At 70.0% G+C, this 23,027-nt stretch carries 15 protein-coding genes and 2 pseudogenes; 8 read left to right on the plus strand and 9 right to left on the minus strand.

The features are described 5' to 3' along the window. The first annotated feature begins 184 nt into the window (after window positions 1–184). Together ABZ656_RS29285 and ABZ656_RS29290 are read left to right on the plus strand one after the other, a co-directional pair. Window positions 185–1,153 carry an aldo/keto reductase gene (locus ABZ656_RS29285; RefSeq protein WP_101402367.1) on the plus strand — a complete coding sequence of 323 codons (969 nt, stop codon included), beginning with the start codon at window positions 185–187 and terminating at the stop codon, window positions 1,151–1,153. Window positions 1,154–1,287: 134 nt separating this feature from the next. After that, window positions 1,288–2,526: an Ig-like domain-containing protein gene (locus ABZ656_RS29290; protein ID WP_180362208.1), complete on the plus strand. Its 1,239-nt coding sequence runs from the start codon at window positions 1,288–1,290 to the stop codon at window positions 2,524–2,526. Here the strand turns inward: ABZ656_RS29290 and ABZ656_RS29295 are convergent. Next, window positions 2,519–4,375 (minus strand): glycoside hydrolase family 9 protein, encoded by a 1,857-nt coding sequence (locus ABZ656_RS29295; protein WP_101402368.1) that lies wholly within the window; start codon window positions 4,373–4,375, stop codon window positions 2,519–2,521. The two genes, ABZ656_RS29290 and ABZ656_RS29295, sit on opposite strands and share 8 nt — an antisense overlap. A 545-nt stretch (window positions 4,376–4,920) precedes the next feature. Between ABZ656_RS29295 and ABZ656_RS29300 the strand changes: the two genes are divergently transcribed. Next, entirely contained in the window at window positions 4,921–6,831 is a 1,911-nt protein-coding gene (locus ABZ656_RS29300; protein ID WP_360271472.1) for a ricin-type beta-trefoil lectin domain protein, read from the plus strand. A gap of 86 nt (window positions 6,832–6,917) precedes the next feature. Here ABZ656_RS29300 and ABZ656_RS29305 read toward each other — a convergent pair whose 3' ends face one another. The 3 genes from ABZ656_RS29305 to ABZ656_RS29315 form a co-directional block, all read right to left on the minus strand. Continuing rightward, window positions 6,918–8,171 carry a hypothetical protein gene (locus ABZ656_RS29305; RefSeq protein WP_180362210.1) on the minus strand — a complete coding sequence of 418 codons (1,254 nt, stop codon included), beginning with the start codon at window positions 8,169–8,171 and terminating at the stop codon, window positions 6,918–6,920. Between the two features lie 330 nt (window positions 8,172–8,501). After that, complete coding sequence (locus ABZ656_RS29310) at window positions 8,502–9,203, minus strand: DUF4232 domain-containing protein (RefSeq protein WP_101402369.1); 702 nt, start codon at window positions 9,201–9,203, stop codon at window positions 8,502–8,504. A gap of 195 nt (window positions 9,204–9,398) precedes the next feature. After that, the gene (locus tag ABZ656_RS29315; protein WP_360271475.1) at window positions 9,399–10,805 is read right to left on the minus strand and encodes a serine/threonine-protein kinase; all 1,407 of its coding nucleotides are present in this window, start codon (window positions 10,803–10,805) and stop codon (window positions 9,399–9,401) included. A 310-nt stretch (window positions 10,806–11,115) separates the two neighbouring features. Here ABZ656_RS29315 and ABZ656_RS29320 point away from each other — a divergent pair, with 310 nt between their 5' ends. Continuing rightward, window positions 11,116–12,657, plus strand: a complete 1,542-nt coding sequence (locus tag ABZ656_RS29320) for an amidohydrolase (RefSeq protein WP_360271477.1) — start codon at window positions 11,116–11,118, stop codon at window positions 12,655–12,657. A gap of 102 nt (window positions 12,658–12,759) precedes the next feature. On the opposite strand, the pseudogene ABZ656_RS29325 reads toward ABZ656_RS29320, so the two are convergent. Beyond that, window positions 12,760–12,942, minus strand: a pseudogene (locus ABZ656_RS29325) (L-lysine 6-monooxygenase); the annotation flags it as partial. Between the two features lie 24 nt (window positions 12,943–12,966). Here ABZ656_RS29325 and ABZ656_RS29330 point away from each other — a divergent pair. The 3 genes and pseudogenes from ABZ656_RS29330 to ABZ656_RS29340 form a co-directional block, all read left to right on the plus strand. Then, window positions 12,967–13,140: pseudogene (locus tag ABZ656_RS29330) on the plus strand (cupin); the annotation flags it as partial. Between the two features lie 291 nt (window positions 13,141–13,431). Further along, entirely contained in the window at window positions 13,432–13,983 is a 552-nt protein-coding gene (locus ABZ656_RS29335; RefSeq protein ID WP_101402372.1) for an RNA polymerase sigma factor, read from the plus strand. A gap of 245 nt (window positions 13,984–14,228) precedes the next feature. Then, the gene (locus ABZ656_RS29340; protein ID WP_101402373.1) at window positions 14,229–15,167 is read left to right on the plus strand and encodes a hydrolase; all 939 of its coding nucleotides are present in this window, start codon (window positions 14,229–14,231) and stop codon (window positions 15,165–15,167) included. 132 nt (window positions 15,168–15,299) lie between these two features. Here the strand turns inward: ABZ656_RS29340 and ABZ656_RS29345 are convergent, their stop codons facing one another. From ABZ656_RS29345 to ABZ656_RS29360, 4 genes are read right to left on the minus strand one after another with little or no spacing between them, the layout of a single operon-like run. Beyond that, a complete protein-coding gene (locus ABZ656_RS29345) occupies window positions 15,300–16,649 on the minus strand; it encodes a jacalin-like lectin (protein WP_360271480.1) in 1,350 nt (449 codons plus the stop codon). A gap of 42 nt (window positions 16,650–16,691) precedes the next feature. After that, on the minus strand, window positions 16,692–18,077 hold the full coding sequence (locus ABZ656_RS29350; RefSeq protein ID WP_101403963.1) for a glycoside hydrolase family 43 protein: 1,386 nt from the start codon (window positions 18,075–18,077) through the stop codon (window positions 16,692–16,694). A gap of 59 nt (window positions 18,078–18,136) precedes the next feature. Beyond that, on the minus strand, window positions 18,137–19,546 hold the full coding sequence (locus ABZ656_RS29355; RefSeq protein WP_101402375.1) for a glycoside hydrolase family 43 protein: 1,410 nt from the start codon (window positions 19,544–19,546) through the stop codon (window positions 18,137–18,139). Next, on the minus strand, window positions 19,543–22,188 hold the full coding sequence (locus ABZ656_RS29360; RefSeq protein ID WP_360271483.1) for a beta-L-arabinofuranosidase domain-containing protein: 2,646 nt from the start codon (window positions 22,186–22,188) through the stop codon (window positions 19,543–19,545). The genes ABZ656_RS29355 and ABZ656_RS29360 overlap by 4 nt, the downstream gene beginning before the upstream one ends. A gap of 237 nt (window positions 22,189–22,425) precedes the next feature. On the opposite strand from ABZ656_RS29360, the gene ABZ656_RS29365 reads away from it, so the two are divergent. After that, window positions 22,426–22,938 carry a hypothetical protein gene (locus ABZ656_RS29365; RefSeq protein ID WP_180362390.1) on the plus strand — a complete coding sequence of 171 codons (513 nt, stop codon included), beginning with the start codon at window positions 22,426–22,428 and terminating at the stop codon, window positions 22,936–22,938. The last annotated feature ends 89 nt before the right edge of the window (window positions 22,939–23,027 follow it).

The following is a 23,027-nucleotide window of genomic DNA, read 5'->3' on the forward strand; positions in this document are numbered from 1 at the left end:
TCCCGCCACGGAATCCACCCGGGCCCGCCGACCGTCGTACGAACTCCTCGGCAGCACGTACTGTGCAGCGCCCTCGCGACTAAGCGAACGGCGATCGGGAATGGCTTCCCCGGAGCTCTTGTCGGCGGCTCGCCGCGGCCGGGTCGGCGGGAGCCCTTCCACCCCACGGAAAGCAGGAGTGAACATGCAGTACGTGAAGCTCGGTTCGACGGGCCTGGACGTGTCCCGGATCTGCCTGGGCTGCATGAGTTTCGGGCTGCCCGACCGGGGGCCCCACGAGTGGACGCTCGACGACGAGGGTGCCCGCCCCCTGATCCGCCGCGCGCTGGACGCCGGGATCACCTTCTTCGACACGGCGAACGTGTACTCCGACGGCACGAGCGAGGAGATCGTCGGGCGCGCGCTGGCGGAGTTCGCGCGCCGCGACGAGATCGTCATCGCCACCAAGGTGAACGGCGCGATGCACGACGGCCCCAACGCGCGCGGCCTGTCCCGCAAGGCCGTCATGACGGAGATCGACAACAGCCTGCGCCGCCTGGGCACCGACTACGTGGACCTCTACCAGATCCACCGCTTCGACCCCGCCACTCCTGTCGAGGAGACTATGGAGGCCCTGCACGACGTGGTCAAGGCGGGCAAGGCCCGTTACATCGGAGCGAGTTCGATGTACGCGTGGCAGTTCTCCAAGGCCCAGTACACGGCCCGGCTGAACGGCTGGACGCGGTTCGTGTCCATGCAGAACCACTACAACCTCCTCTACCGCGAGGAGGAGCGCGAGATGCTGCCGCTCTGCGCGGACCAGGGCGTCGGCGTACTGCCCTGGAGCCCGCTCGCCCGCGGCCGGCTCACCCGTGACTGGGACGTCACCACCGAGCGCAGCCGAACCGACGAGTACGGCAAGAGGCTCTACCAGCCGGGCGACCGCGAGATCGTCGACGCCGTCGCCCGGATCGCCGCCGAGCGTGACATTCCGCGTGCCCGGATCGCCCTCGCCTGGCTGCTGCGCCAGAGCACCGTGACCGCGCCCATCATCGGTGCCACCAAGGTGGGACACGTCGACGACGCGGTGGCCGCCCTCGACGTGGAGCTCTCGGAGAAGGAGATCGAACAGCTGGAGGAGCCGTACACGCCCCACGCGATCAGTGGGCACTGACGCGCGGCGGGGCACTGAATCCACACAGGTTCGCTTTACTTGAATCTTAAATAAGATACTTTAGAGTTCAAGTGAAGAGGTCGGGCCTCGCGCCGGTGCGCGGGGCCCTCCCCGCACGGAAAAAGGATTCCCGCGTGAACGACGATCACAGCCGCCGCACCTCCCGGACAGCGACCGCCCGGCGGCTGGGCAGACGCTCCGTCCTCGCCGTCATCGGCGCGGGTGTGGTCAGCGCCTGTACGTCCGGCAAGTCCGAGCCGAAGAAGACGTCCGACTCGGCTTCCGCGTCGGCCACTTCCACCGCCCGCGTCACGGTCGCGCCCAAGACCGGCGCGGCGAACACGGCGGTCGAGGGCGCGCTCTCCGTCTCCGTCCGCAGCGGCAGCCTCACCTCGGTGACGGTCACGGCCGAGGACGGCACCCGGGTGTCCGGCGCCTTCTCCGCCGACCGCACCCGCTGGACACCGTCCGGCAGGCTCTCGCCGTCCACCAAGTACTCGGTCCGCGCCGTCGCCACCGACAAGGACGGCCGCGAGGCGCTGGCCAACACCACCTTCACCACCATCGCCCCCGAGGCCACCCTCGTCGGCTACTTCACCCCCGAGGACGGCTCGACCGTGGGTGTGGGCATGCCGGTCTCGCTCAACTTCAACCACGCCGTCACCGACAAGAAGGCGGTCGAGCAGGCGGTGACGGTGACCTCCACGGCGGGAGTCGAGATCGCCGCCCACTGGTTCGGCGACACCCGGCTCGACTTCCGCCCCGAGAACTACTGGCCCGCGGGCACCAAGGTCACCCTCGCCCTGCGGCTGCGCGGCGTCGAGGGCGCGAGCGGCCGCTACGGCGTCCAGCACAAGGACGTCACCTTCACCGTCGGCCGCAACCAGACCAGCCTGGTCGACGCGGACAAGAAGACCATGGTCGTACGACGTGACGGCCGCGCGGTGCGCACGATCCCCATCACCTCCGGAGCACCCGAACACACCACCTGGAACGGCAGGATGGTGATCTCGGAGAAGTATCTGCAGACCCGCATGGACGGCTCCACCGTCGGCTTCGGCGGCGAGTACGACATCCCCGACGTCCCGCACGCCATGCGCCTGACCACCTCCGGCACCTTCGTGCACGGCAACTACTGGTCGTCCGCCTCGACCTTCGGCGCGCAGAACGTCAGCCACGGCTGTGTCGGCCTGCACGACACCCAGGGCGCGAAGGACACCGGAACGGCCGCCTACTGGTTCTACGAGAACTCGCTGATCGGTGACGTCGTGGAAGTGGTCAACTCCCACGACGACACCGTGCAGCCCGACAACGGCCTCAACGGCTGGAACATGAGCTGGACCCAGTGGCGGGCGGGAAGCGTCCTCAGCTGACGCGCCCCGAGCGGCCGCCCGCGCAGTCGTCCTCGGCGGCGTAGGCGGCCAGCCACGCCAGTGGCGCATTCCAGTTGATGGCCACCTCGTTCGTCGAGTACGAGCCGATGTCGTCGATGTAGCAGGCCTGGGGCGCGCAGCCGGGCAGGTGCTCCTGCGCGACCGGGTCCTGCAGCCCGCTGTCGGGCCCGCCCGCGAGGGAGCCCGCCGGCGGGTGCGGCAGCGAGGGGTCGTACTGGTGCGCCCAGAAGCGGTGGTGCTGGTTGTCGGAGTACCGCTCCCCGTATCCGGTCACGTACGACTGGCCCAGGGCGTTGCGGCCCAGCAGGTAGTCCATCGACTCCAGCACCCCGGTGCGGTAGCGCGGGTCCCCGGTCAGTTCCTGGGCGGTGGCCATGACGATCGCGTTGTCGGTGACCGCGCTGTTGGAGCCCCAGACGTACCCGGTGGCGGGGAGCGGGACGGCGTATCCCTGCCCGGCCATGGTGGACAGATAGCCGTCGGCGGCGGCGGTAACCGAGGTGCGCACCCGCCCGAGGTCGGCCGCGGGCAGCCCGGTGCGTACGGTCGCCAGCGTCAGCCTGCCCAGCGCGGCGGTGTCGGCCCAGCTGAAGCCGCCGGGCGTGAAGGCGTTCGCGGCGGTGTGCCAGGGCGAGGAGGTCACCGCGTCCCGGTAGACGCGCTCGCCGGTCGTGGCGTACAACTCGGCGGCCGCCCAGTAGAACTCGTCGGTGACCTGGGTGTCGCCGTACGCCCCACCGCCGGTGCTGTCCGAATCCGGCGCGTACAGCGCCGGGTTGTCCCGCGCCGCCGTCCAGGCCGTGCGGGCGGCGGTCAGACACCGGTTCGCGAACGCGGTGTCGTAGGGCCGGAAGACACGGGCACACTGGGCCGCCGTCGCCGCCAGGTTGAGGGTGGCGGCGGTGGACGGCGGGTGGAGCTCACGCGGCTGGGCGTCCTGGTCGGGCCGGGTCGGCAGCCCGGTCCAGGCGGCGTCGTGGACCTTGTGGAACGCCATTCCCGCGTACGGTCTGCCGTCCGGCACCTGCATCCGCATCAGGAAGTCGAGCTCCCAGCGCGCCTCGTCCAGGACGTCGGGAACGCCGTTGCCGCGCTCGGGAACGCGCAGCGTCGAGTCGCCGAGCGCGGACGCGGTGCCCGCTCGCTTCGCCCGTTCGAAGGAATTGACGAGCAGCCAGGTGGAAATGCCGCCGTTCACGACGTATTTGCCCTGGTCTCCCGCGTCGTACCAACCGCCCCTGACGTCCTGCGTGTAGTCGCACACCCCGGACTGACAGGGCACGTTCGTGTCGCCCTGATTGGGTGCGACTCCGAGATGCCCGGCGGGCCGCGCATAGGCGGAACCCACCAGGGAGGCTTCGATCGGTATGCCGCTGCGCTGGTGATAGAAGAAGGCCAGCGCGTCGGAGCGCAGCCCGTCGTAGAGATCCGCGCGAATGTCGAAGGGGTCGCTGACCATTCCGTCGACCGTCAGGACGTAGCCCGAACCGGTCCGTGCGTACGAGGAGAAGTCGGCGACCTGGGTCGGCTGCCCGGAGGCCGCGTCCGTGCCCCGGCCGACGGTCGACCCCGAGGCGACCACCCTGCCCGAGGCGGCGCGCAGCCGCCAGGTGAGCGGCCGCGCGGCGGACGTGACCACGGTCGCGCGCTTGGGACCGTCCGGCAGATAGCCGACTTGGTTGACCCGTAAGGCGGTTGTCGCCGTGGCGGCGGTGGAGAGCCCCGTCGCGGAGGGGGCGGTCGCCAGGCCGCCGACGAGTAATGTCCCCGCGAGCAAGGCTGCCGCCAGGTGTCTTTGGCGGCGGCGGGGCAACGGGAATGCGGACATGAGCGGCTCCCAGCGGTGAAGTGAATCCTGTGCCGCGGCCACGAGAGGTGGACGACGGAGAATGGGAGCGCTCCCAATATAGAGCATGGCATGGGCATGTCGGGCCGTCAACGGGTCGGTGACGGCCTTTCCGGCCTCCGGAGGCCTGGTCGGCGGGGGCTTGCGTACGGCTGCTCGGTCGATGGTCGTAGGGGATTCCGAATTTCCTTTGCGGGGACCTCGGCTGACGTTCGGTCAATCCGTCCGCGCTCGACGGAAAACGGAAGGTGACGAGATCTCTTGTTTCGGCTCGGCGCGCTGTGCAAAGGTGTGCCTTGTTGGCGTGCAGACAATTCACTTCCTTCTGCGCGCGCACGGTGTGCCCGCGCGCCCCTCGCTTCAAAAGAGCTGACGGGGGTGATTGCGGTAACAGCCCCCCATGGGTAGTCCCTCCGCTCGGCGGGCGGGCTACATACCCATTGGTATGGACTAATTCCTGCGTTACCTTTGGGAGGAAAGCGGACGTGAATGACGCAGTGCTGTCTCATTCCCCAACGCCCGGTCGCTTGTTCGAAGTTTCGGATGAGCGGCTCGCGGCGGACCTGAAGAAGAGCTCGGGGAACACGCCCGCGCACCATCCCGTCGGGGAACTCCTGGACCGCCACTGGGAAGCGGTCTTCGCCTACGCGCGCCTGTGTACCAACGGTGTGCGTCCCGCCGGAATGCTTACCACGGCCGCTTTCACCCGGTTGTTCGGTGAATCGCTGCGGCAGACCGGGCCGACGGCCGCCTGGCGGCCGCAGTTGCTGGTCACCGTACGGCGTATGACCGCAGAATGGCTCGGGGACCAACGGCGGGAGATGCTCCATCCCGAATTGCTGGCCGATTCCGACAGCCGCGACCGGGTCATGGCGCGGCTTCTGCCGCCGGAGAACAGACGGCAGTTGTCCCGCGCGTTCCAGCGGCTTCCCGAGCCCGCCCGCTGCCTGCTGTGGCACACCGAGGTCGAGGCCGAGCAACTCGCCGTACCGGCCGCGCTGTTGGGCGTCGGTGACGAGGACGCCCTGGTGGAACTGCGGCGGGCCAGGGAACGCCTGCGCGAGGGCTGCCTGGAGATCCACCGCGAACTGGCCCCGGAGGAGGAGTGCCGCCGCTTCCACCGGATGCTCGATGTGTCCCTGCGCCGCGGTGGCGTCGGCCTCGACGCCGATCTGAGCAGGCACATGGGCCGCTGCCGGCACTGCCGTCACACCGCCGACCAGTTGAGCCGGTTCAACGGCGACCTCGCGCTGCCGCTGGCCGAGGCCCTGCTCGGCTGGGGCGCCGCGGCCTACCTCGACTCCCGCCCCGGACGCGTCGACGCGATCGTGGAAGTGACGGACGTCCCGGACACCGTCCCGGCCGCGCACAGAATCCCTCCCCTGCCCAGCCACGCGCCCCTCGTTCCGAGCGAGCCCCCGCGCCCCGCGCCGCGCAGCCGCGCTTCCGGTGACTCCCGCCCACCGGCGCACAAGGCGCCCCGGCGCTCCTCCCGCCGTGCCCCGCGCCGCAACAACATCGCGCTGGCCGCGCTGACCGTGAGCGGAATGATCCTGGTCCCGCTGGTCCTGTGGGTCACCCAGAACTCGGACGGCGCACCCGGCATGGCCGATGGCGCCGGACCCTCGGGCTCGCCCAGTTCGGGCCCGGCCAAGGCGCCCGGATCGAACCCGTCCTGGATAGGCACCGGCGCCACGTCGAAGGGCGGCGTGCACGGCCGGCTGCGCAACACCGAGACCGGGCTGTGCATCGGCATCGTGGGCGAGAAGCCCGCGAAGGGCGTGGAGACCGCGCTCACGCCGTGCTCCTCGGCGGCGAGCCAGGAATGGTCGTACGAGGACGACGGACTGCTGCGCGACCTGGCCGCCCCCGACCTCTGCCTCGACTCCCACCTCGGCTACTCGGTCCAACTGGCGCCCTGCACCGGTGAGTCGCAGCCGGGCACCAAGAACGTGCGCTACGACTTCACCCTCCAGGGCACGGTGGTGCCCCGTTGGAACCAGGACCTGGCCCTCACCCCCGCCTCCACCAAGGGCGAGGCGTCCCTGGTCCTCAAGGTCCGCAAGGAGGAGTCCGACCAGCACTGGACGATGGACACCTCGTCGCCCTCGCTCCAGATGGAGGCGGTCAACTGGGACTCCGCCGGACAGACGAAGACATCGTCGGGTCAGGCCTCTCCCGAGCCGTCGAAGTCACCGTCGCCGACCGTCCCCAAGTCGTCGCCTCAGCCCTCGACGCCCGCGCCCTCGGCCTCGTCACCCGCCCACGACTGCTCCCCGTACTACTACTGCGCGCCACCGAGCGGACAACATGGCGCACCCGGGTACGACTACGGATATGGCTACGGCGGCTACGGCGGTTATGGGTACGGCGGTTACGGCGGTTACGGGGGTTACGGCGGTTACGGAGACGTCGGCGGCCAGGGCGTCCACCGCTGACCGTCCGGGACTGTCACATCGACCGCGGCCAGGCCACGCGCGCCCGGCCGCGGTCGTGCGCGGAGTTGTAGCCGACGCCCGAGTCGTCAGGAACTCGCCGTGGCCGACTGCGAGGCCGCCGTGCCCAGGAACTCCGCCCAGCCGCCGAGGGGCGACTGCCCGGGGTTGAGGGTACGCAGCTTGCGCAGTACGGCCGGGTCCTGGGCCTCCAGCCACTGGACGAGCTGGCGGAAGGAGACCAGGCGCACGTCGTCGTGCCCGGCGATCTGCTCGATGGCCTGCTCGACCGCGTCCATGTATATTCCCCCGTTCCAGCGTTCGAAGTGGTTGCCGATGAAGAAGGGGGCGCGGTTGCTCTCGTAGGCGCGGCGGAAGCCGGCGAGGTAACTGTCGCGGGCCTGGGCACGCCAGGCGTCGTACATGGACTTGTCCCCGAGCGGGTTGGCGTGGGACTGGTTGGCCATCAGGTTGTAGTCCATCGACAGGACCTGGAAGGAGTGGCCGGGGAAGGGTATGGACTGCAGCGGGAAGTCCCAGACCTTGCCGCCCTGGACCTTGCCGGGCCACATCTGCAGGCCGCCGGGGCTGCTCGCGTCGTACTTCCAGCCGAGGGCGGCGGCGGTCGGCAGCAGGTTGGACTGGCCCTCCAGACACGGGGCGCGGCCGCCGATCAGCTCCTTCTCGTAATCGAAGGGGAACGGATCGAGGTCGGTGAAGCCGGTGTTGGTCTTCCACTCGGTGACGAACTTCTTCGCCTGGGCGATCTCGCTGCGCCACTCGGCGGGGGACCAGCGGCGCACCCCGTCCGCGCCGCAGAAATGGCCGTTGAAGTGGGTGCCGATCTCGTGGCCCTCCAGCCAGGCGGCCCGGATCTGCTGGATCGTGGAGTGGATGTGCCGGTCGGAGAGGTAGCCGATCGCGGAGGCGCCCACGGGGTGCTGGGGCGGGCTGTAGAGGTGCTTCTTCGACTCGGGCAGCGTGTAGATGCCGCTGAGGAAGAACGTCATCGAGGCGCCGTGGTCGGCGGCGACCTTGCGGAAGCGGGAGAACAGCTTGTTGCTGAGCTCGCCCGCGCCGTCCCAGGAGAAGACCACGAACTGCGGCGGGCGCTCGCCCGGCTTCAGCCGCTCGGCCTTCGGCTGCTTGGGCTGGGCCCCGGTGTCGGCGGTGGAGCCGTCGCCGATCAGCTTCGGCTTGGGGGACTTGCCGATCGTGTCCCCCTTCCCACTGCTGCCCACGGACCAGTCGTTCGCCGAGCAGGCGGAGAGCGCGCCCAGGCCGCCCAGCGCGCCCGCCGATGCCGTCGCGGCCAGCAGATGCCTGCGTGAGATGCCGGTCATGTTGAACCCCCGATGTCCTTGATCCGGCTCCCACCCGCGGGCGGGAGCTTCCGTTCCTGTGACGCGCCGCTCTGCGGGGTGCGTCAAACGGTGTGATGCGTGGATCGTCGGGAAAGGTCGCAGGGATCGGCACGTGTTGCTGTTCCGTGACAAACCGTTCCGGGCGACTGAGGGGGTGAGCCTTGGGGAGCGAGTCCTCGTCGCCGGCCTCGCCGGCCTCGCCGGCGCTCGCTACGACTCGGTACGCCCGCAGCAGTTCTCCGCCCCGCCGTCTTCGTGACAGATGGCGGGGCGGGGAAGGCGGGCCGGCGGAGAGCGGGACAGGTGGGGTCAGGCTCCGGTGCCTGAGTGGACGACCGTCAGGGACACCGAGGAGGCGTTTCCGGACACCGGTACCTCGCCCCCCTGCCACGCCACCTTGAGCGGGTCCCGCTCGTCGGGCGGCGTGACGATCAGCGTGGCGGGTGTCGCCGTCTTAGCGCCGCTGATCTCCGGATTGGAGAACGTCAGCCCCGCCCACGCGCTCCGCCCCGGCGTCAGCGTGACCGTCGTCGGCGTACCGGCGGAGCGCTTCGGGTCGGGCCCGAGCTGCTTGCCCGACGCGTTGACGAACGCCGCCCCGGGGAAGCCGCGCAGGGTGCAGGTGCGGTGGGAGATGTTGGTGAGGACGACGGGGAAGTTCTCCTGACCGGCGCCCGGATTGTTGCCGCCGACCGTCGCGCGCAGTTCCGAGGTGTGGCACCGGGTACTGCCGGACGAGCCGCTCCCGGTCGACGACGAGTTCGAGGCCGCTGCCGAGGGCGTGGAGGAACCGGTCGGGCCGGCGCCCGTACCGGTGGTGTCCGTGGTCTTGTCGCCGGAAGCCGGCTCGGCCGTGCCGGAGAGCTTCTGCGGAGGAGTGGGGGCGCCGTGGTCGGTGCCGCAGGCCGTGAGCAGGCCGAGCAGCGCGACACCCGCGACCAGCGCTGCCCTGTGGGTGGGGGAGGACGGGCGGCGGACGGGAACCGCGTCGCCGGGCCGGAAGGTCGCCATGTCAACACTCCTTGGAATTCGCCGCACGCGCGCTGACTCGGCGTGCGAACGGCGCTCTGTGCTCTGTCACCAGTGTCCGATGCTCGGGCACGCGAAAAAGTTCGCGGACCGGGCGCGCGATTTCCGCGGACCCCGGAACAGGGACCGTGATCCGGGCCTCGCGGGCCTCGGCGCCGCTCGTCAGTCTCCCGCTCGTCAGTCTCCGGTCCGTATGGAGCCGAGTACCCGGTCGGTCGTCGCGGCGCTGCCGGCGGTCTGGCGGATCTGGACGTACAGCTGTGGCTGCTGGTTCCCGCCCGCTGAACCCGCCGAGCTGAGCCCCGCCTCCGTGAGCGAGCCATGGCCTCCCGGACAGGCGTTCCAGGTCCGGATCAGCCCGTGCCAGCGCGTGCCCGTATAGGTGTGGCTGCCCTCGTAGTGGCAGTCGGTGTGGGCGATCGCCCCGACCCTGCCGCGCACGTCGCCGTGTTCGCTCAGTCCGACGAACACCCCGTCCACGCCCGAGCGCAGGTTCTGCCACTTCGCCAGGTCGTCCGCGACGGCGAGACCCGGTTCGTGCGTGTCCGACAGGCCCACGGTCCGCGGATTCCACCCGGAGTCGCGCAGTTGACGGCCCCACCCGTGCGGAACCGCGACCGAGACCTGCCCGGAGGCGTCCTCGACCGTCACGGACGGGGCGTCGGACCGCCGTGTCAGGAGCGAGGCGGTCACACCGGCCGCGCCGACCACGACCGCGGCGGCCACGGCCACGGCCACCAGCACGGTCCGCCGACGGCGCCGAGGCACGCGGACCGCCCCCATCGACACCTGTTCGGCCAGCCGTTCCAACTCCACGGCCAGGCTCAGCGCCGTGGGCCAGCGCCGCTCGCGGTCGGGTTCCATGGCGCGCAGCAGAGCCCGCTGCACGTCCGGAGCCAGATCCGTACGGAGTCGCTCGGGTCGTACGACCTTGCCGGGCGGCCCGGGGACCGACCCCGTGACCAGGTGGTAGCCCAGGGCGCCGAGGCTGTACACATCGGCCCGCGCGTCGATGCCCGAACCGGGCTGGGCCTGCTCGGGCGGGGTGTAGCCCGCGGAACCCGCCGCCATCGTCAGCCCGGAAGCCTGCGCCAGGCTCTTGGCGAGCCCGAGGTCGGCGAGCAGGACGCGGTCGGCGCCGCCGGACGAGGTGCGCAGCAGTATGTTGGACGGCTTGATGTCGCGGTGCACGATCCCGGCCTCGTGCAGCGCGGCCGCGCCCCGCGCCGCGAGGGCCGTCAGGCGCAGCGCCTCGGCGATGGGCAGCGGCCCGGCCTCGATCCGGTCGGCGAGGGTGCCTCCGTCGGCGTACTCCATGACGAAGTAGGGCCTGCCGTCGGGGAGTTCACCGATGTCGTAGACCTGGACGACCCGGTTCGAGTCGGCCTTGCGCAGCAGCCGGGCCTCGGAGAGGAAACGTTCGCGGACGTCGAGGTGGTCGGCCCAGTTGTCGGACAGTACCTTCAGGGCTACGACGGCCTCGAGCACCTCGTCGTGGGCGAGCCACACGACGCCGAAGCCACCCGCGCCGAGACGCCGGTCCAGACGGTAGCGGCCGATCCGATCGAGGGGATCCCTCAGCATGGACGACCCGCCGGAAAGCCCGTGAGCCAGTGGGTTCGACCACGGTCGAGATGGCCTGGCATCTGTTCACCAGCGGGCATTTGCTCTCCAGGGCGGGGCGGATGCCACGAGCACGGCGCTGTGGCCGCTGTCCTCAGACGGGGTGCTGCTCCTGGCAACGGTCGGGCTGTTGAAGCCTACCGGTCGGGTCGGCCGCCGAGCACGCGGCACCGTGCGGAGGGGGCCGTTCCCCGGTATCGAGGGTCTCGTCGGCGGCCAACACCCGCCGGGCGGGGGAGGATCAGAGAGGTACGTCGCAGATGGAGGCTTCATGGCGGACTTCGTAAGCGCTCGGCGCGGGCTCCCAGGAGGAGACCTGTCCCCGGCGACCGCGCTGATACTCGACCGGGTGCGGCTCGGCGCGGGTGGCCCGCTCGCCCGCCTGCGGGTGGCGGGCGGCAGAGTCACCCATGTCGTCGCGGAGGAGGGCACCAGGGGGCGAGCGATGCCGGCCGGCGGTGAGCGGGTCCTCGATCTGGAGGGACGAGTGCTGCTGCCGGGCTTGTGGGACGCCCATGTCCATATGGCGGAGTGGGCGAGCGCCCGTCACCGGCTCGACCTGTCCGGCACCGCCTCCGCGCGGGCGGTGGCCGACATCGTGCGGGAACGCGGCGGCGGGGCGTCCGACGGCACGGTGCTCTTCGGGTACGGGTTCCGGGACGGGCTGTGGCCCGACGCCCCGCACAAGCGGCTGCTCGACGCGGTCCTGCCCGACCGGCCGGTCGCCCTGGTCAGCGCCGATCTGCATGCCGCATGGCTGAACTCCGCCTGCCTCGCGCTCGTCGGCCGGGGCGACCATCCCAGCGGCCTTGTCAGGGAACACGAGTGCCACGAGGTCCTGTCCGCCCTCCCGGCGGCGCCGGCCGAGGTGGTCGACGGCTGGATCGCGAACGCCTGCGAGGCCGCCGCCGCGCGCGGGGTCACCGGTGTCATCGACTTCCAGTACGGCGACACGGTCGCGGACTGGGAGCGGCGCTCGGCCGAGTCCCCGCCCGCCGTGCGGGTGGCGGCCGCCGTCTATCCGAGCCGCCTGGACACGGCAGTGGAGCGCGGACTGCGCACGGGAGCCGAACTCGGTGTGGGTGGAGGGCTGCTGCGGGTGGGCCCGCTGAAGCTCTTCACCGACGGCTCGCTCAACACCCGTACCGCCCTGTGCCGCGATCCCTATCCGGGGCTGGCGGGCACGGACGGTTCCCACGGTATCGAGGAGACGTCACCACAGGAGCTGGTGCGGCTCATGCGGCGCGCCGCCGCGCACGGCATCGAACCAGCGGTGCATGCCATCGGCGACCGTGCCAACACCGTGGCCCTGGACGCCTTCGAGGCGGTGCGCTGCCGCGGCCGGATCGAGCACGCGCAGTTGCTGAGTCCCGAAGTCCTCCCGAGATTCGCGCGGTTGGGAGTGACGGCGGGGGTGCAGCCCCGGCACGCGACGGACGACCGTGATGTGGCGGACCGGCACTGGGCCGGGCGCACCGAGCGGGCCTTCGCCTACGCCGATCTGCTGGCCGCCGGCGCCCGTCTGGAGTTCGGTTCGGACGCCCCGGTCTCGCCGCTCGACCCCTGGCTCGCCATCGCGTCGGCCGTCAGCCGTACCGATGACGAGCGCCCCGCGTGGCACCCGGAGCAGCGCCTGTCCGTCCCGGACGCGCTCGTCGCGGCGGCCCGCGGGCGCCGGCTCATCAGGGTCGGGGACCCCGCCGACCTGGTGGTCGTGGACGTGGACCCGCTGAAGGCCGACACGGACACCCTGCGCACGATGCCCGTGCACGCCACGATGACCGACGGCCGCTGGACCCATGGGCCGTACTGACGCCGGGATGCAGGACCTGACGCGTGTTCGGAGGCGAACCTCAGAGTCCGGGCGGGATCTTGCCGTCCGGACCCTGAGTCCTGGCGGGGTCAGTCCGTTCGTCCGCCCGGCCGGCACGGAACAGTGGATCTCGTCCGTCCGGACCGCGACGGTCGACAGCAGGGTGCTGATCAGTCCGTGGGCGTGCTCGGTCCCGCCCTGGAGGCAGAGGCCTGGGGTCGCCTCCGGCGCCGTCTCGACCCGGTGATCCCGGCCCACGCGAATCGCGTCCCGGTCGTCCCCCACCTCCACGACGTCGCCGGGCATCCGGTGGCGGCCCTGCACACCCGCCTGCACCACATCCGCGCCGACGCTCTCGACGGCGACACGGCACAGACCGGAGGCATGCGCAGGTTCGCCGCCGTCAGCGGCAGGACGGTCGGCTCCGAGAAGCTGTTGACGGGCCAGACCCACGTCGCCTCCACTTCCTCCTCCGACCACCATCCGGATCACACTCCGTGTGGCATGGGCACGGACGACTGCTCTGCTGAACCGGGGCAGTCAGGGCTGAACTCCCGGACCGCCTGATCGAGCCAGATGTCCGCGGGAACCCCTCAGCACGCCTATGGCGGGATCGGACCGTCCACCCTGCTCCGTTCCGTGATGCGGCTCGGCCGCTCTGCCCGCTCTCAGGGCCATTGGGCAAGGACGCCCTCCGTGCCGCCCAAGAGCAGGCCGAGGCAGTCCATGCAACTATGATGCCTGGCCTCTGATCGACACCGAGGGGAGCACCCAGTGCAGGACGCGGCGGCGACCGAGGAGCTCGCGTTGCGCGCGGCCTCGGGTGATCCGGAAGCCCTTGACCTGCTGCTCCAGGGGATCCGACCGGAGGTCGTGCGGCGCTGCGGGCGCTTCCTGCCCTGTCGCGAGGACGCCGAGGAGGCGGCGCAGGACGTCCTCCTCCAGGTGGCGCGGAAGATCACCTCATTCGAGGGGCGCAGCCGGTTCAGCACCTGGCTCTACACGGTCGTCGCCAACTGCGCTCGTCAGAAGTACCGCGAGCTGAAGCGGCGGGCCGCCGAGCAGCCGGACGTCATCGACGCCTCGCAGCACGTCGACCCGCGCACCACGAGCGTGATCGCCGGATCCCGCATCGACCTCCTGGAGGCTCTGGAGCGTCTGGAGCGTGAACACCCGCATCTGGTGGCGCCGTTGGTCTACCGGGACATCTGTCAGCTGGAGTACGCCGAGGTCGCCGAGCGCGTCGGCATTCCGCTCGGCACGCTCAAGTCCCGGCTGCACGAGGCGCGCAGGCAGGTCAGGCCCTGGCTGGTCGACGCGTCCTGACGGATCACCGGGCGACTGCGGCGGTCAGCCACCGCGCGAGTTGCCAACTGGCCAGAATCCTGCGCCGGTTGTGGCGCAAGGTAAGAGGTTGATGATAAGTCGCGGCAGGGCCTCCCGGCGGCCTTGATCATGTCTGTAGCGTCCACCGGTGTGTCGGACGGCAGTCGTTCAACGGCCGTTCTACGCGCGCAGATCGGCGCCCCGCACCGCCCCTTCCCCCGCCCCCACCCATGGAGGAAAGCCGGATGCTCACCCCCACAAGGCCCCGCCACAGACTCGCCGTCGCCCTCACCGCGCTCGGCGTGCTGCTCACGGGAGCCGCGCTCCAGACGACCACCGCCGCCCCCGCGCACGCGGCCACCACCCATCGCGTCCTGTTCGACAACGGCCACGCGGAGACGGCGGGCAACGCCGACTGGATCATCTCCACCAGCCAGCCGAACCCGCTGAACGAGGACTCCTCGCCGTCCTCCGAGACCGACTGGACCGGCGCGCTCTCCTCGTGGGGCGTGGCCCTGCAGAAGAGCGGCGACTACAGCCTGGACACGCTGCCTTCGGGCTCCAAGCTGACGTACGGCGGTACCTCGGCCACCGACCTGTCGAACTTCGACACGCTGGTGCTGCCCGAGCCCAACACGCTCTTCACCACAGCCGAGAAGACCGCGATCATGACGTTCGTGAAGAACGGCGGCGGTCTGTTCATGATCTCCGACCACACCGGCGCCGACCGCAACAGCGACGGCTACGACGCGGTGAAGATCCTCAACGACCTGATGACCAACAACAGCGTCGACTCCACCGACCCGTTCGGCTTCTCCATAGACTCGCTGAACATCAGCTCGGGCTACCCCGCGGCCATCAGCGACAGCACCAACGCGGTCCTGCACGGCTCGTTCGGCACCGTGACCAAGAGCCTCATCGCCAACGGTACGACGGCCACGCTGAAGCCCGCCGACAACTCGGCGGTCAAGGGCCTGCTCTACCGCTCCGGCTACTCGGGCAACACCGGGGCCTTCTTCGCCACCAGCACCTTCGGCAGCGGCAAGGTCGCCTTCTGGGGCGACAGTTCGCCGATCGACGACGGCACCGGCCAGTCCGGCAACACCCTGTACGACGGCTGGAACGACACCGGCGCCACCAACGCCGCGCTCGCGCTGAACGCCACCGAGTGGCTCTCCTCGTGAGCGAGCCGAGCCTCGCAGGTGAGCAGGTGAGCAGGTGAGCAGGTGAGCAGGTGAGCAGGTGAGCAGGTGAGCAGGTGAGCCCGTGGCTCCTGGTGTGCGCACACCAGGAGCCACGGGCTCGGCCGTGTCCGGTCAGCGCTGGGTGTAGATGAAGCCGATCTTGTCGACCTCGTCGCCGGTGCGGCCGTGGAACCCGGCGACCTGCCAGCCCGACGGCGCCGTGCGGGTCACACAGTCCGAGGTCGTCGTACCGCCCGCCAGGCTGTTGCCGAGGTTGGTGGTGAACTTGGCGTAGAAGATCCGGGTGTTGCCGTCCTTCACGCCCTGGCACAGCTGCGCCGAGGTGACGTACTCGCCGCTGCCGAGCGTGAGCGACGAGGCGGTGCCGCCCGTACCACCGTGGGTCAGCGTCGTGCCGTTGCTCAGCGTCAGTCCCATCTGGTCGACGCGCGAGCCGCTGCGCAGCGTGAGGGTGGACGCCCTGGCCCCCGCCGGCACACTGTCGATGTCGTTGAAATAGTCCCCGTGCGGGCCGCCGAACTGGTCGCTCAGCTGGAAGGCGGAGTTGCGCGACCAGGTGAACTTGGCGGTGATCGGGTCGTGGTCGGAGAGCATCAGCCCGTCCGAGGTCAGGAAGCTCGCGTGCTCGTTGTTGTAGCTCGTGGCGTCGAGCGTGACCAGCTTGCTGCCGCGGTAGAGGATCTTGTCCACGACCTCGCAGGTGTTGGGCACGGTGGCACCGGTCTGGTCGCAGACCAGCGCATCGCTGCCCTTGGCGGGCGGGGTGCCGCCGCGGATGAGCTTGACCCAGGCGTCGGTCAGGCCGTTGGCCGCGTCGAACTCGGCGATCGTGTCGCCGGTGCGCGTGTAGCGGGTGTTGGTGTCACCCATGACCACGACGGCGTTGCCCTTGGAGTGGCTCTGGATGAAGGCCGTGAGCTGGTTGAGGTTGTCCGCCCGCGAGGCCAGGTCGCCGTCGTTCGTGCCCGCGTTGGTGTGCAGGTTGTAGAAGTCGACGTAGACGCCCTCGGCCAGCCGCTCCCGCATGAACGTGAAGCCCTTGGGGGTCAGGCAGTCACCCGAGTCGATCTGGCAGGAGTTCCAGTGCACCCGCTCGAAGTCGTCGGTGTCGTAGGAGATCTTCGACAGGGTGTTGAGCCCGCTGCCGATCCCGGCGCCGCCGCTGGTGGGTGTGCGGTAGGCGTGCGTGGTGTCGCCGGCGTAGAGATAGGAGTGGTAGTTGAAGTCCTCCTCCACGTGGACGATGTCGTACGGGCCGAGCCGCTGGCCTATCGCCGTGGTGCTGGTGTCGCGCGGGGTCGAGGCGCTGGAGAGGCTCTCGGGGAGTCCGGCCACGTTGTAGCTGAGCACGTTGAACGTGCCCGAGTCGGCGGCCGCCGCGGCGGGGGCGGTCGCCGTGAGTCCGCCGAGGGCCGCGGCGGCCGCGGCCAGCGTGGCGAGAAGTCTTCGGAGAGGTGACATGGGGGTGTCTCCTGGGGACTGGGGAGGAGGGGATGAAGGGGGTCAGTAGCCGACCGAGAACGTGGCGTCGGCCTTCTCGGTGCTGGTGGAGATGGGATCGATGCGCAGGACGTAGTCTGCGTGGCGGATGTGACGGTCCGGATAGTTGAAGGAGCGGAAAGATGACCAGGAGGTGTCGGCCAGGCCCGCGGTCCGGTAGAATGTGGCGTCCTGCGCGAACGTCGTCGTGCTGTCGTTGACGTCCAGTTGCAGCTGGTAGTTGTAGTGCCGCAGATAGCGCGTGGGATAGCTGACGGACTGGAAGGACACCCCGGAGCTGTCGGCGAGCCCCGGCACGAGCTTCCACTCCGCGTCGGTGTACGGGTCGAACGGGTAGGCGTCGATCCTGCCGACGTAGTTCGCGTGGCGGACGTAACGGTCCGGGTAGTTGTAGGACTTGATGCGGTTCCAGCTGGGCTTTCCGTACGCCGCCACGAGGTTGTCGTACTCGGTGGTGGTGATCGGCTGGATGGTGCCGTGCTTGGAGTTGACCGGCTGGGTGTAGAGCCGCTGGTCGACGGCGGTCCAGGTGCCGGCGGCCAGGTCGCTCGTCTGCCAGGCGTAGAAGACCCCGTTCGGGGTGTAGGTGTCTCCCCAGAGGTACCAAGTGCTCGACGTCTGGGACTTCACGAGGATCGGGGCCTCGGTGCCGCCGTGCGCGACGGGTGTGCTGAACACGCTGAAGCTGCCCGGGTCCAAGGAGGTCGACTTGGCGCCCACCAGCGTCTGGTCCTTCTTGAAGTAAAGGTAGTTGACTCCGCCGACGCCCACGGCCAGGTCGCCGTCGATGATGTCGTAGCCGGGGTCGAAGAAGACCTGCGCCGTCGACGCGGTCACGAAGTCGGTGGTGTAGTTCACCATGATGACGTTGTGGCCCGTGGAGTTGACGGCCGAGTAGATGATCCCGTACTGGCCGCGTCCCGCGTCCCAGTACGCCTCCGGAGCCCAGCTGTGGGTGGCCATGTCGTGCAGCTTCAGTCGCCGGTAGCCGGTGAAGGAGCGCAGGTCGGCGGAGTCCCAGACATGGATGTACTGGCTCTGCAGGCTCCAGTCGGTGCCCTTGAGGTCGGTGGCCAGCACCACGAACGTGCCGTCCTGCTTGCGCAGGACGAACGGGTCACGCAGACCGCCGGTGCCCCCGGTCGGGGTCACGACCGGGTTGTTCTGGTTCAGCGGCATCCACTGGAGCGAGTCGGTGCTGACGGCCAGGTGGAGGCCGTAGTCGTCCCCGAGGCCGTTCGGGGACTCGGTGAAGTAGCCCATCACGTAGGCGGACCCGGTCGCGGCGCGCGCGGACGGGGCGCCGATCGCGAAGGAGGCGGTGAGGGCGGCCATCGCCCCCAGCACGGTGCGGCGGGACGGCTGGAGGGGGCTGGGGCGGTCGCTCATCGGGTGCATCTTCCTCTCTTCTTCGGCTGAAGCTGCGGCTGCGGCTGAGGCTGCGGAGGTCATGCCCAGGCCGTCACGGGCACGAAGGAGCTGTCCTGGCGGAAGAGGTCGGTGCCGTCCGACACGTCCACTCGGAGCTGGTAGTCGTAGTGGCGCAGGTAGTAGCCCGGGTAGTTGTACGACTCGAAGCGGACAGTGCCGTCGGGGGTGCCGGTGCGGATGACGAACGTGGCGTCCTTGGCGAACGTCGACGTACCGTCGTTGGCGTCGAAGCGGCCCCGGAAGTCCCAGTGGCGCAGGTAGTTGCCCGCCGCGTCCCGGAAGGAGCAGGCGTTCGCGTCGGCGAGGCCCGGTACCACGGTGAAGGTGGACGCCTGCTTCTCCGCGGTGGTGCTGGAGTCGGTGACCACGGGCAGGTTGAGCAGCGCGGACTGCTCCTGCCAGTAGCGGGCGGAGTAGTTGCCCGACCGGAAGGAACGAGTGACATCGGTCGCCAGGCTCACCCCGCCGGACACCGTCTCCTTGATCACGGTGAAGTGCCGGGCCGTTCCGGAGATGCCCGGCAGCTTCTTCGGGGCGGTCCAGGTCGCGAAGGTGTCGTAGCTGTCGCTGTAGTAGTAACTGCCGTCGCCGTAGCCGTCGAAGAAGATCCGCCAGGCCCCGTTGTCGAGCTGGATCACCGAGGGACCCTCACGCGTGCCGCCCCAGCCGGCCCAGTCGCCGGTGCGGGTGATGGTGTACGGCCCGGTCAGGCTGGACGCGGTGGCGTACTCGATGTACTTCGTCGTCTCGTTCTTCGGGAAAGCGTGGTAGGTGGAGCCGATCTTCACGATGAACGTGTCGATGTGGTTGGTGCCGATACCGGACAGAGCCACGGGCGAACTCCACGCCGTGAGCGCGGAGTTGGCGGCCCTCATCACATACGGCGTGAAGATCCACTCGTCGTCGGTGGTCGAGCAGGACACGATGACGTTCACGCTGCCGTCGCTGTCGACGAACCACTCGGGGGCCCACGCGCGGGACAGATCGGTGAGCGGGACCGTGTAGTCGTACAGGAAGGCCCAGTTGACCCGGTCGGAGCTGCGGGCGAAGCCGATGGTGGTGCTGACGTCCTGCCAGGTGTGCGTGGTGTAGGTGATGTAGTAATAGCCGTCGGTGTGCTTGAACACGCTGGCGTCGCGGATGCGATTGCTGGGCGGGGTGTAGGCGGACGCCTTGACGAGCCGGAAGTCGGTCGCGTCGTCGGACTGGTAGACGTTCACGGTGCCGTCGTCGCTGTTGAGGAACGGCACGATGGTGTAGCGGGTGGCCGAGCCGCGGGCCGGGGCCGCCGCGGCGGCCGAGCCGAGCAGGCCGGGCAGTTCGCCCAGCACGAGTGCGGTTGCGGGTATCGCGACCATCGCGCGCAGCAGACTGCGGCGGGACGGGCTGAGCGGCGTCGAGGACGCGTTCCGGTCGGGGGTGATCATTTTTGCGGCTCTCCTTGTTTCTGTCGTTCCGGGTGGGGGTGCGACGGCTCCGCGTCCCCACCCGTCCTGCGCGCACGTCGAGGTGGCGCCGCCTGGGCCTGGGCCAGAGCGGCGACCTCCTCGGCCGTGAGGGTCTTGCCGTACACACGGAACTCGTCGACCGCGCCCCTCAGGTAGGGGTCGGCATACTGCGACCTGCCGAGGTAGCCGGCACGGATGTGGTTGCCGAAGTAGCGCGGGTCCACGGTGACCTGGGCGTTCCGTCCGGCCTCCTGCCCGTCCACGTACAGGACTGCGGTCCCGCCGCCGTACGTCACCGCCACATGCACCCAGCGGTCGGTGGGCAACGGCGCGGCGTCGATGCGCTGCTCGGCACCCGCGCCTCCGGCGGTGATGGCATAGCGGAGGGTGCCGTCGCCGCTGAGCGGGGTGAGGAACATGTTGGCCGTGACGCCGGTGCCGAGGTCGAACACCCGGCTCCAGAGGCCGGGTTGGCCGTCCAGTCGCACCCAGCCGGCCAGCGTGTAGACGGCTGCGCCCGCGAGGAGGTCGTCGGCCAGGCGTACGTACCCGTCCGTGCCGTCGAGGGCCACCGCTCCACCGCTCACGCCGGCCGCCGTCCAGGCGGCACCGCCGACGAGCTGGGCCGCCTTCCCGTTCCCGGTGGCGTCGGCGGCCGTGGTCCCGGAGGTCTCGTCGAAACGGTGCCAGGCGGCGAACTCCGGTGGCGGGGACGGCGGTTCACCGGTCTGCCAGTACACGGAGTAGTGCTGGTGGTGCATCCGGGAGATCGGCAGCAGTGAGACGTCCTCGCCGTCGGCGCGGGCGGTGAACCGCAGCGGGTCCACTGACTCCTGCCGTACGGATCCGGTGTCCAGGCGCGGCAGCCACGGCGTCGCCCGGCCCCCGTACGCCCCTGCCAGCACCACCGGGCCGTGCAGTACCGCCTGTACGTCGGGGTCGTCGGGCGTGGGCTCGATGACCGTGCGCATGGGCAGCGACACCTCGACCCGGTCCCCGGCGCGCCACTCCCGCTCGAGGGTCAGCCGGCCGCCGGGCTCAGGACGGTCGGGCAGCGCGCGGCCGTTGAGCGTCGCGCGGGCATCCACGGCCCAGGACGGGATACGGACGAGGAGTTGGTGCGCGGCCCGTCCGGCGGTGACGGTCAGCACGGTCGAGGACCGATCGGGGAAGGAGGTGGTCTGCCGCCAAGTGATGTTCTGCTCGCGCCAGTTGACCTGCGACGGGATGAACAGGTTCACCAGGAGCCGATGCCGGTCGTGCGAGTAGACGGTGTCGGTGAACTTCGCCTGCGTCTCCATGCCGGTGCCGTGGTCGCAGGAGAAGTTGTCGTAGTCGGTGGAGTACGAGTCCGGGTCGGTACCCATGAAGGACGGCTGCTGCTTGAAGGCGCCGGGGCCCAGGCCCGTGTAGTAGATGTTGAAGCCGTGCGCCGAGTCCGGGTCCTGCTCACCGAGCATCTGGTTGAACAGGGTGCGCTCGTAGTAGTCGAGCAGATCGGTGCGCTGGGGTGTGTGGAAGTGCAGCAGCCGGGTCAGCTTCAGCATGTTGTAGCTGTTGCAGTTCTCGCAGGTGTTGTTGGACAACTGGCCCGCTATGACGTCCGGTTCGTGAAAGCCCTCGCCGTTGCTGTTCCCGCCGATCACGTAGGTGTGGTGGCCGGTGACGATCTGCCAGAAGTTCTCGGCGATCGTGCGGTAGCGGTCGGACAGGCCCTCCTCCCACAGGCGCAGGGCGCCGACCATCTTGGGGATCTGGGTGTTGGCGTGCAGTCCCGCGAGCCTGTCCTCGTTCCTGGCCAGCGGGTCGAAGACGCGGGCGTGCGTGAAACGTTCGGCGACGGCGAGCCACAAGGTGTCGCCGGTGAGGGCGTGCAGATCGGCGAGCACGTCGTTCATGCCGCCGAACTCCGTCTCCAGCACCCGCTGCATCTGCTCGTACGACAGCGGCTCGGTGCGCCGCTCGACCCACTCGGCCTGGCGCAGCACGACGTCGAGGGCCTGTCCGCTGCCGGTCAGCCGGTGCTGCTCGATCAGCCCGGCCATGATCTTGTGGATCGTGTAGTACGGCGCCCATACGCCGGTCCCGGCCTCGAGGCGGTCGAAGAAGCTCTCCGGGAACGCGGACAGATAGCCCGCGCCGAAGCCCGCGGCGGGGGAGGCGGCCTGGCACTCGGCGAGCGCCGCGACGAGCCGATGACCCTTGTCGCGCAGGGCCCGCTCCCCGGTGCTGGCGTAGGCGAGGGCGAGCCCGGAGAGCAGATGGCCGGTCGAATGGCCGCGCAACTCGACGCTCGGTCCCTCCCAGCCACCGCACGGCTGGGCGCTGCTGGACAGACCGACGTTCGTACGGAAGGTGTGGAGCAGCCGGTCGATGTCCACGAAGCGCAGATAGGCGGAGTTGCGCTGCTGGTTGGCCCGGAAGGCGCTGTCCAGGAGGGTCACCGAGCCGAGGGGGAACGGCTTGACGGGAGCTGTGGCGTCGTGGGCGGCGGGGGCGCCCGAGCTGTCGGTCCCGGCCACGGCGTGGGCCGTGCCGCCGCCGGCCGCGGCCAGGGTCACGGCGGCCGTGGACGTGCCGGTGGCGGCGAGGAAGTGACGTCTGTCGAGTGGGGGGTTCACGAAGACCTCCGCATGCCGAAGAACCGGGCGGTGGTGTCCCTTCACCGCCCTGCTCTCGTTCGAAATACCGAATGTTGTGCGACATGCTGTGCAACAAGCAGTGCGAGGCATCACGGTAAGGGCTTGCTGGGTGATGTGAATAGTGCTTGTGGTGAAGGAAGTTGGTGCGAGGGGACTACGGGTTCACAGGGGCGGGCGGTGGCCATGGAGTGCCGGGTGTCGGCGGCCCTGTTTAGGGTGGTCCGCGTGACGGAGAAGACCAGGGAGAAGACCAGCAGGCCGCTCGCCGTGTTCGACCTCGACGGCACGCTCGCGGACAGCGCGCACCGGCAGCGGTTCCTGGAGCGCAAGCCGCGGGACTGGGACGCGTTCTTCGCGGCCGCGCCGCAGGATCCGCCGCTCGCGGAGGGGGTGGCCCTGGCGTTGCGCAGCACGGAGGAGTGCGAGGTGGTCTATCTGACCGGCCGTCCCGAGCGCTGCCGCCGCGACACCGTCGAGTGGCTGGCCGCGCAGGGGTTGCCCGAGGGGCGTGTCTGGATGCGACGCAACGACGACCGCAGGCCCGCCCGCCGCACCAAGCTGGACATCCTGCGCCGGCTCGCGCGCGACCGGGAGATCCACGTCCTCGTCGACGACGACGAACTCGTCTGCGACGAGGCGGAACGGGCCGGATTCCGAGTCGTCCGAGCCCGCTGGGCCACGGCGTCCGCGGCACTGAGGGACGCACAGGAGCGGGAGGGACGGACCTAGTGCCGCGGCAGGCAACGTTTGCCCGTCAAGGAGCGGCGTCCGGTGCGTGCTCTCGGCGTGCCGGCCGGAAGTCCTCGTACTGGACGTAC

Origin of the sequence: Streptomyces sp. NPDC007095 (assembly GCF_040634475.1) — a bacterium.
In the GTDB taxonomy this organism is placed as follows: domain Bacteria; phylum Actinomycetota; class Actinomycetes; order Streptomycetales; family Streptomycetaceae; genus Streptomyces.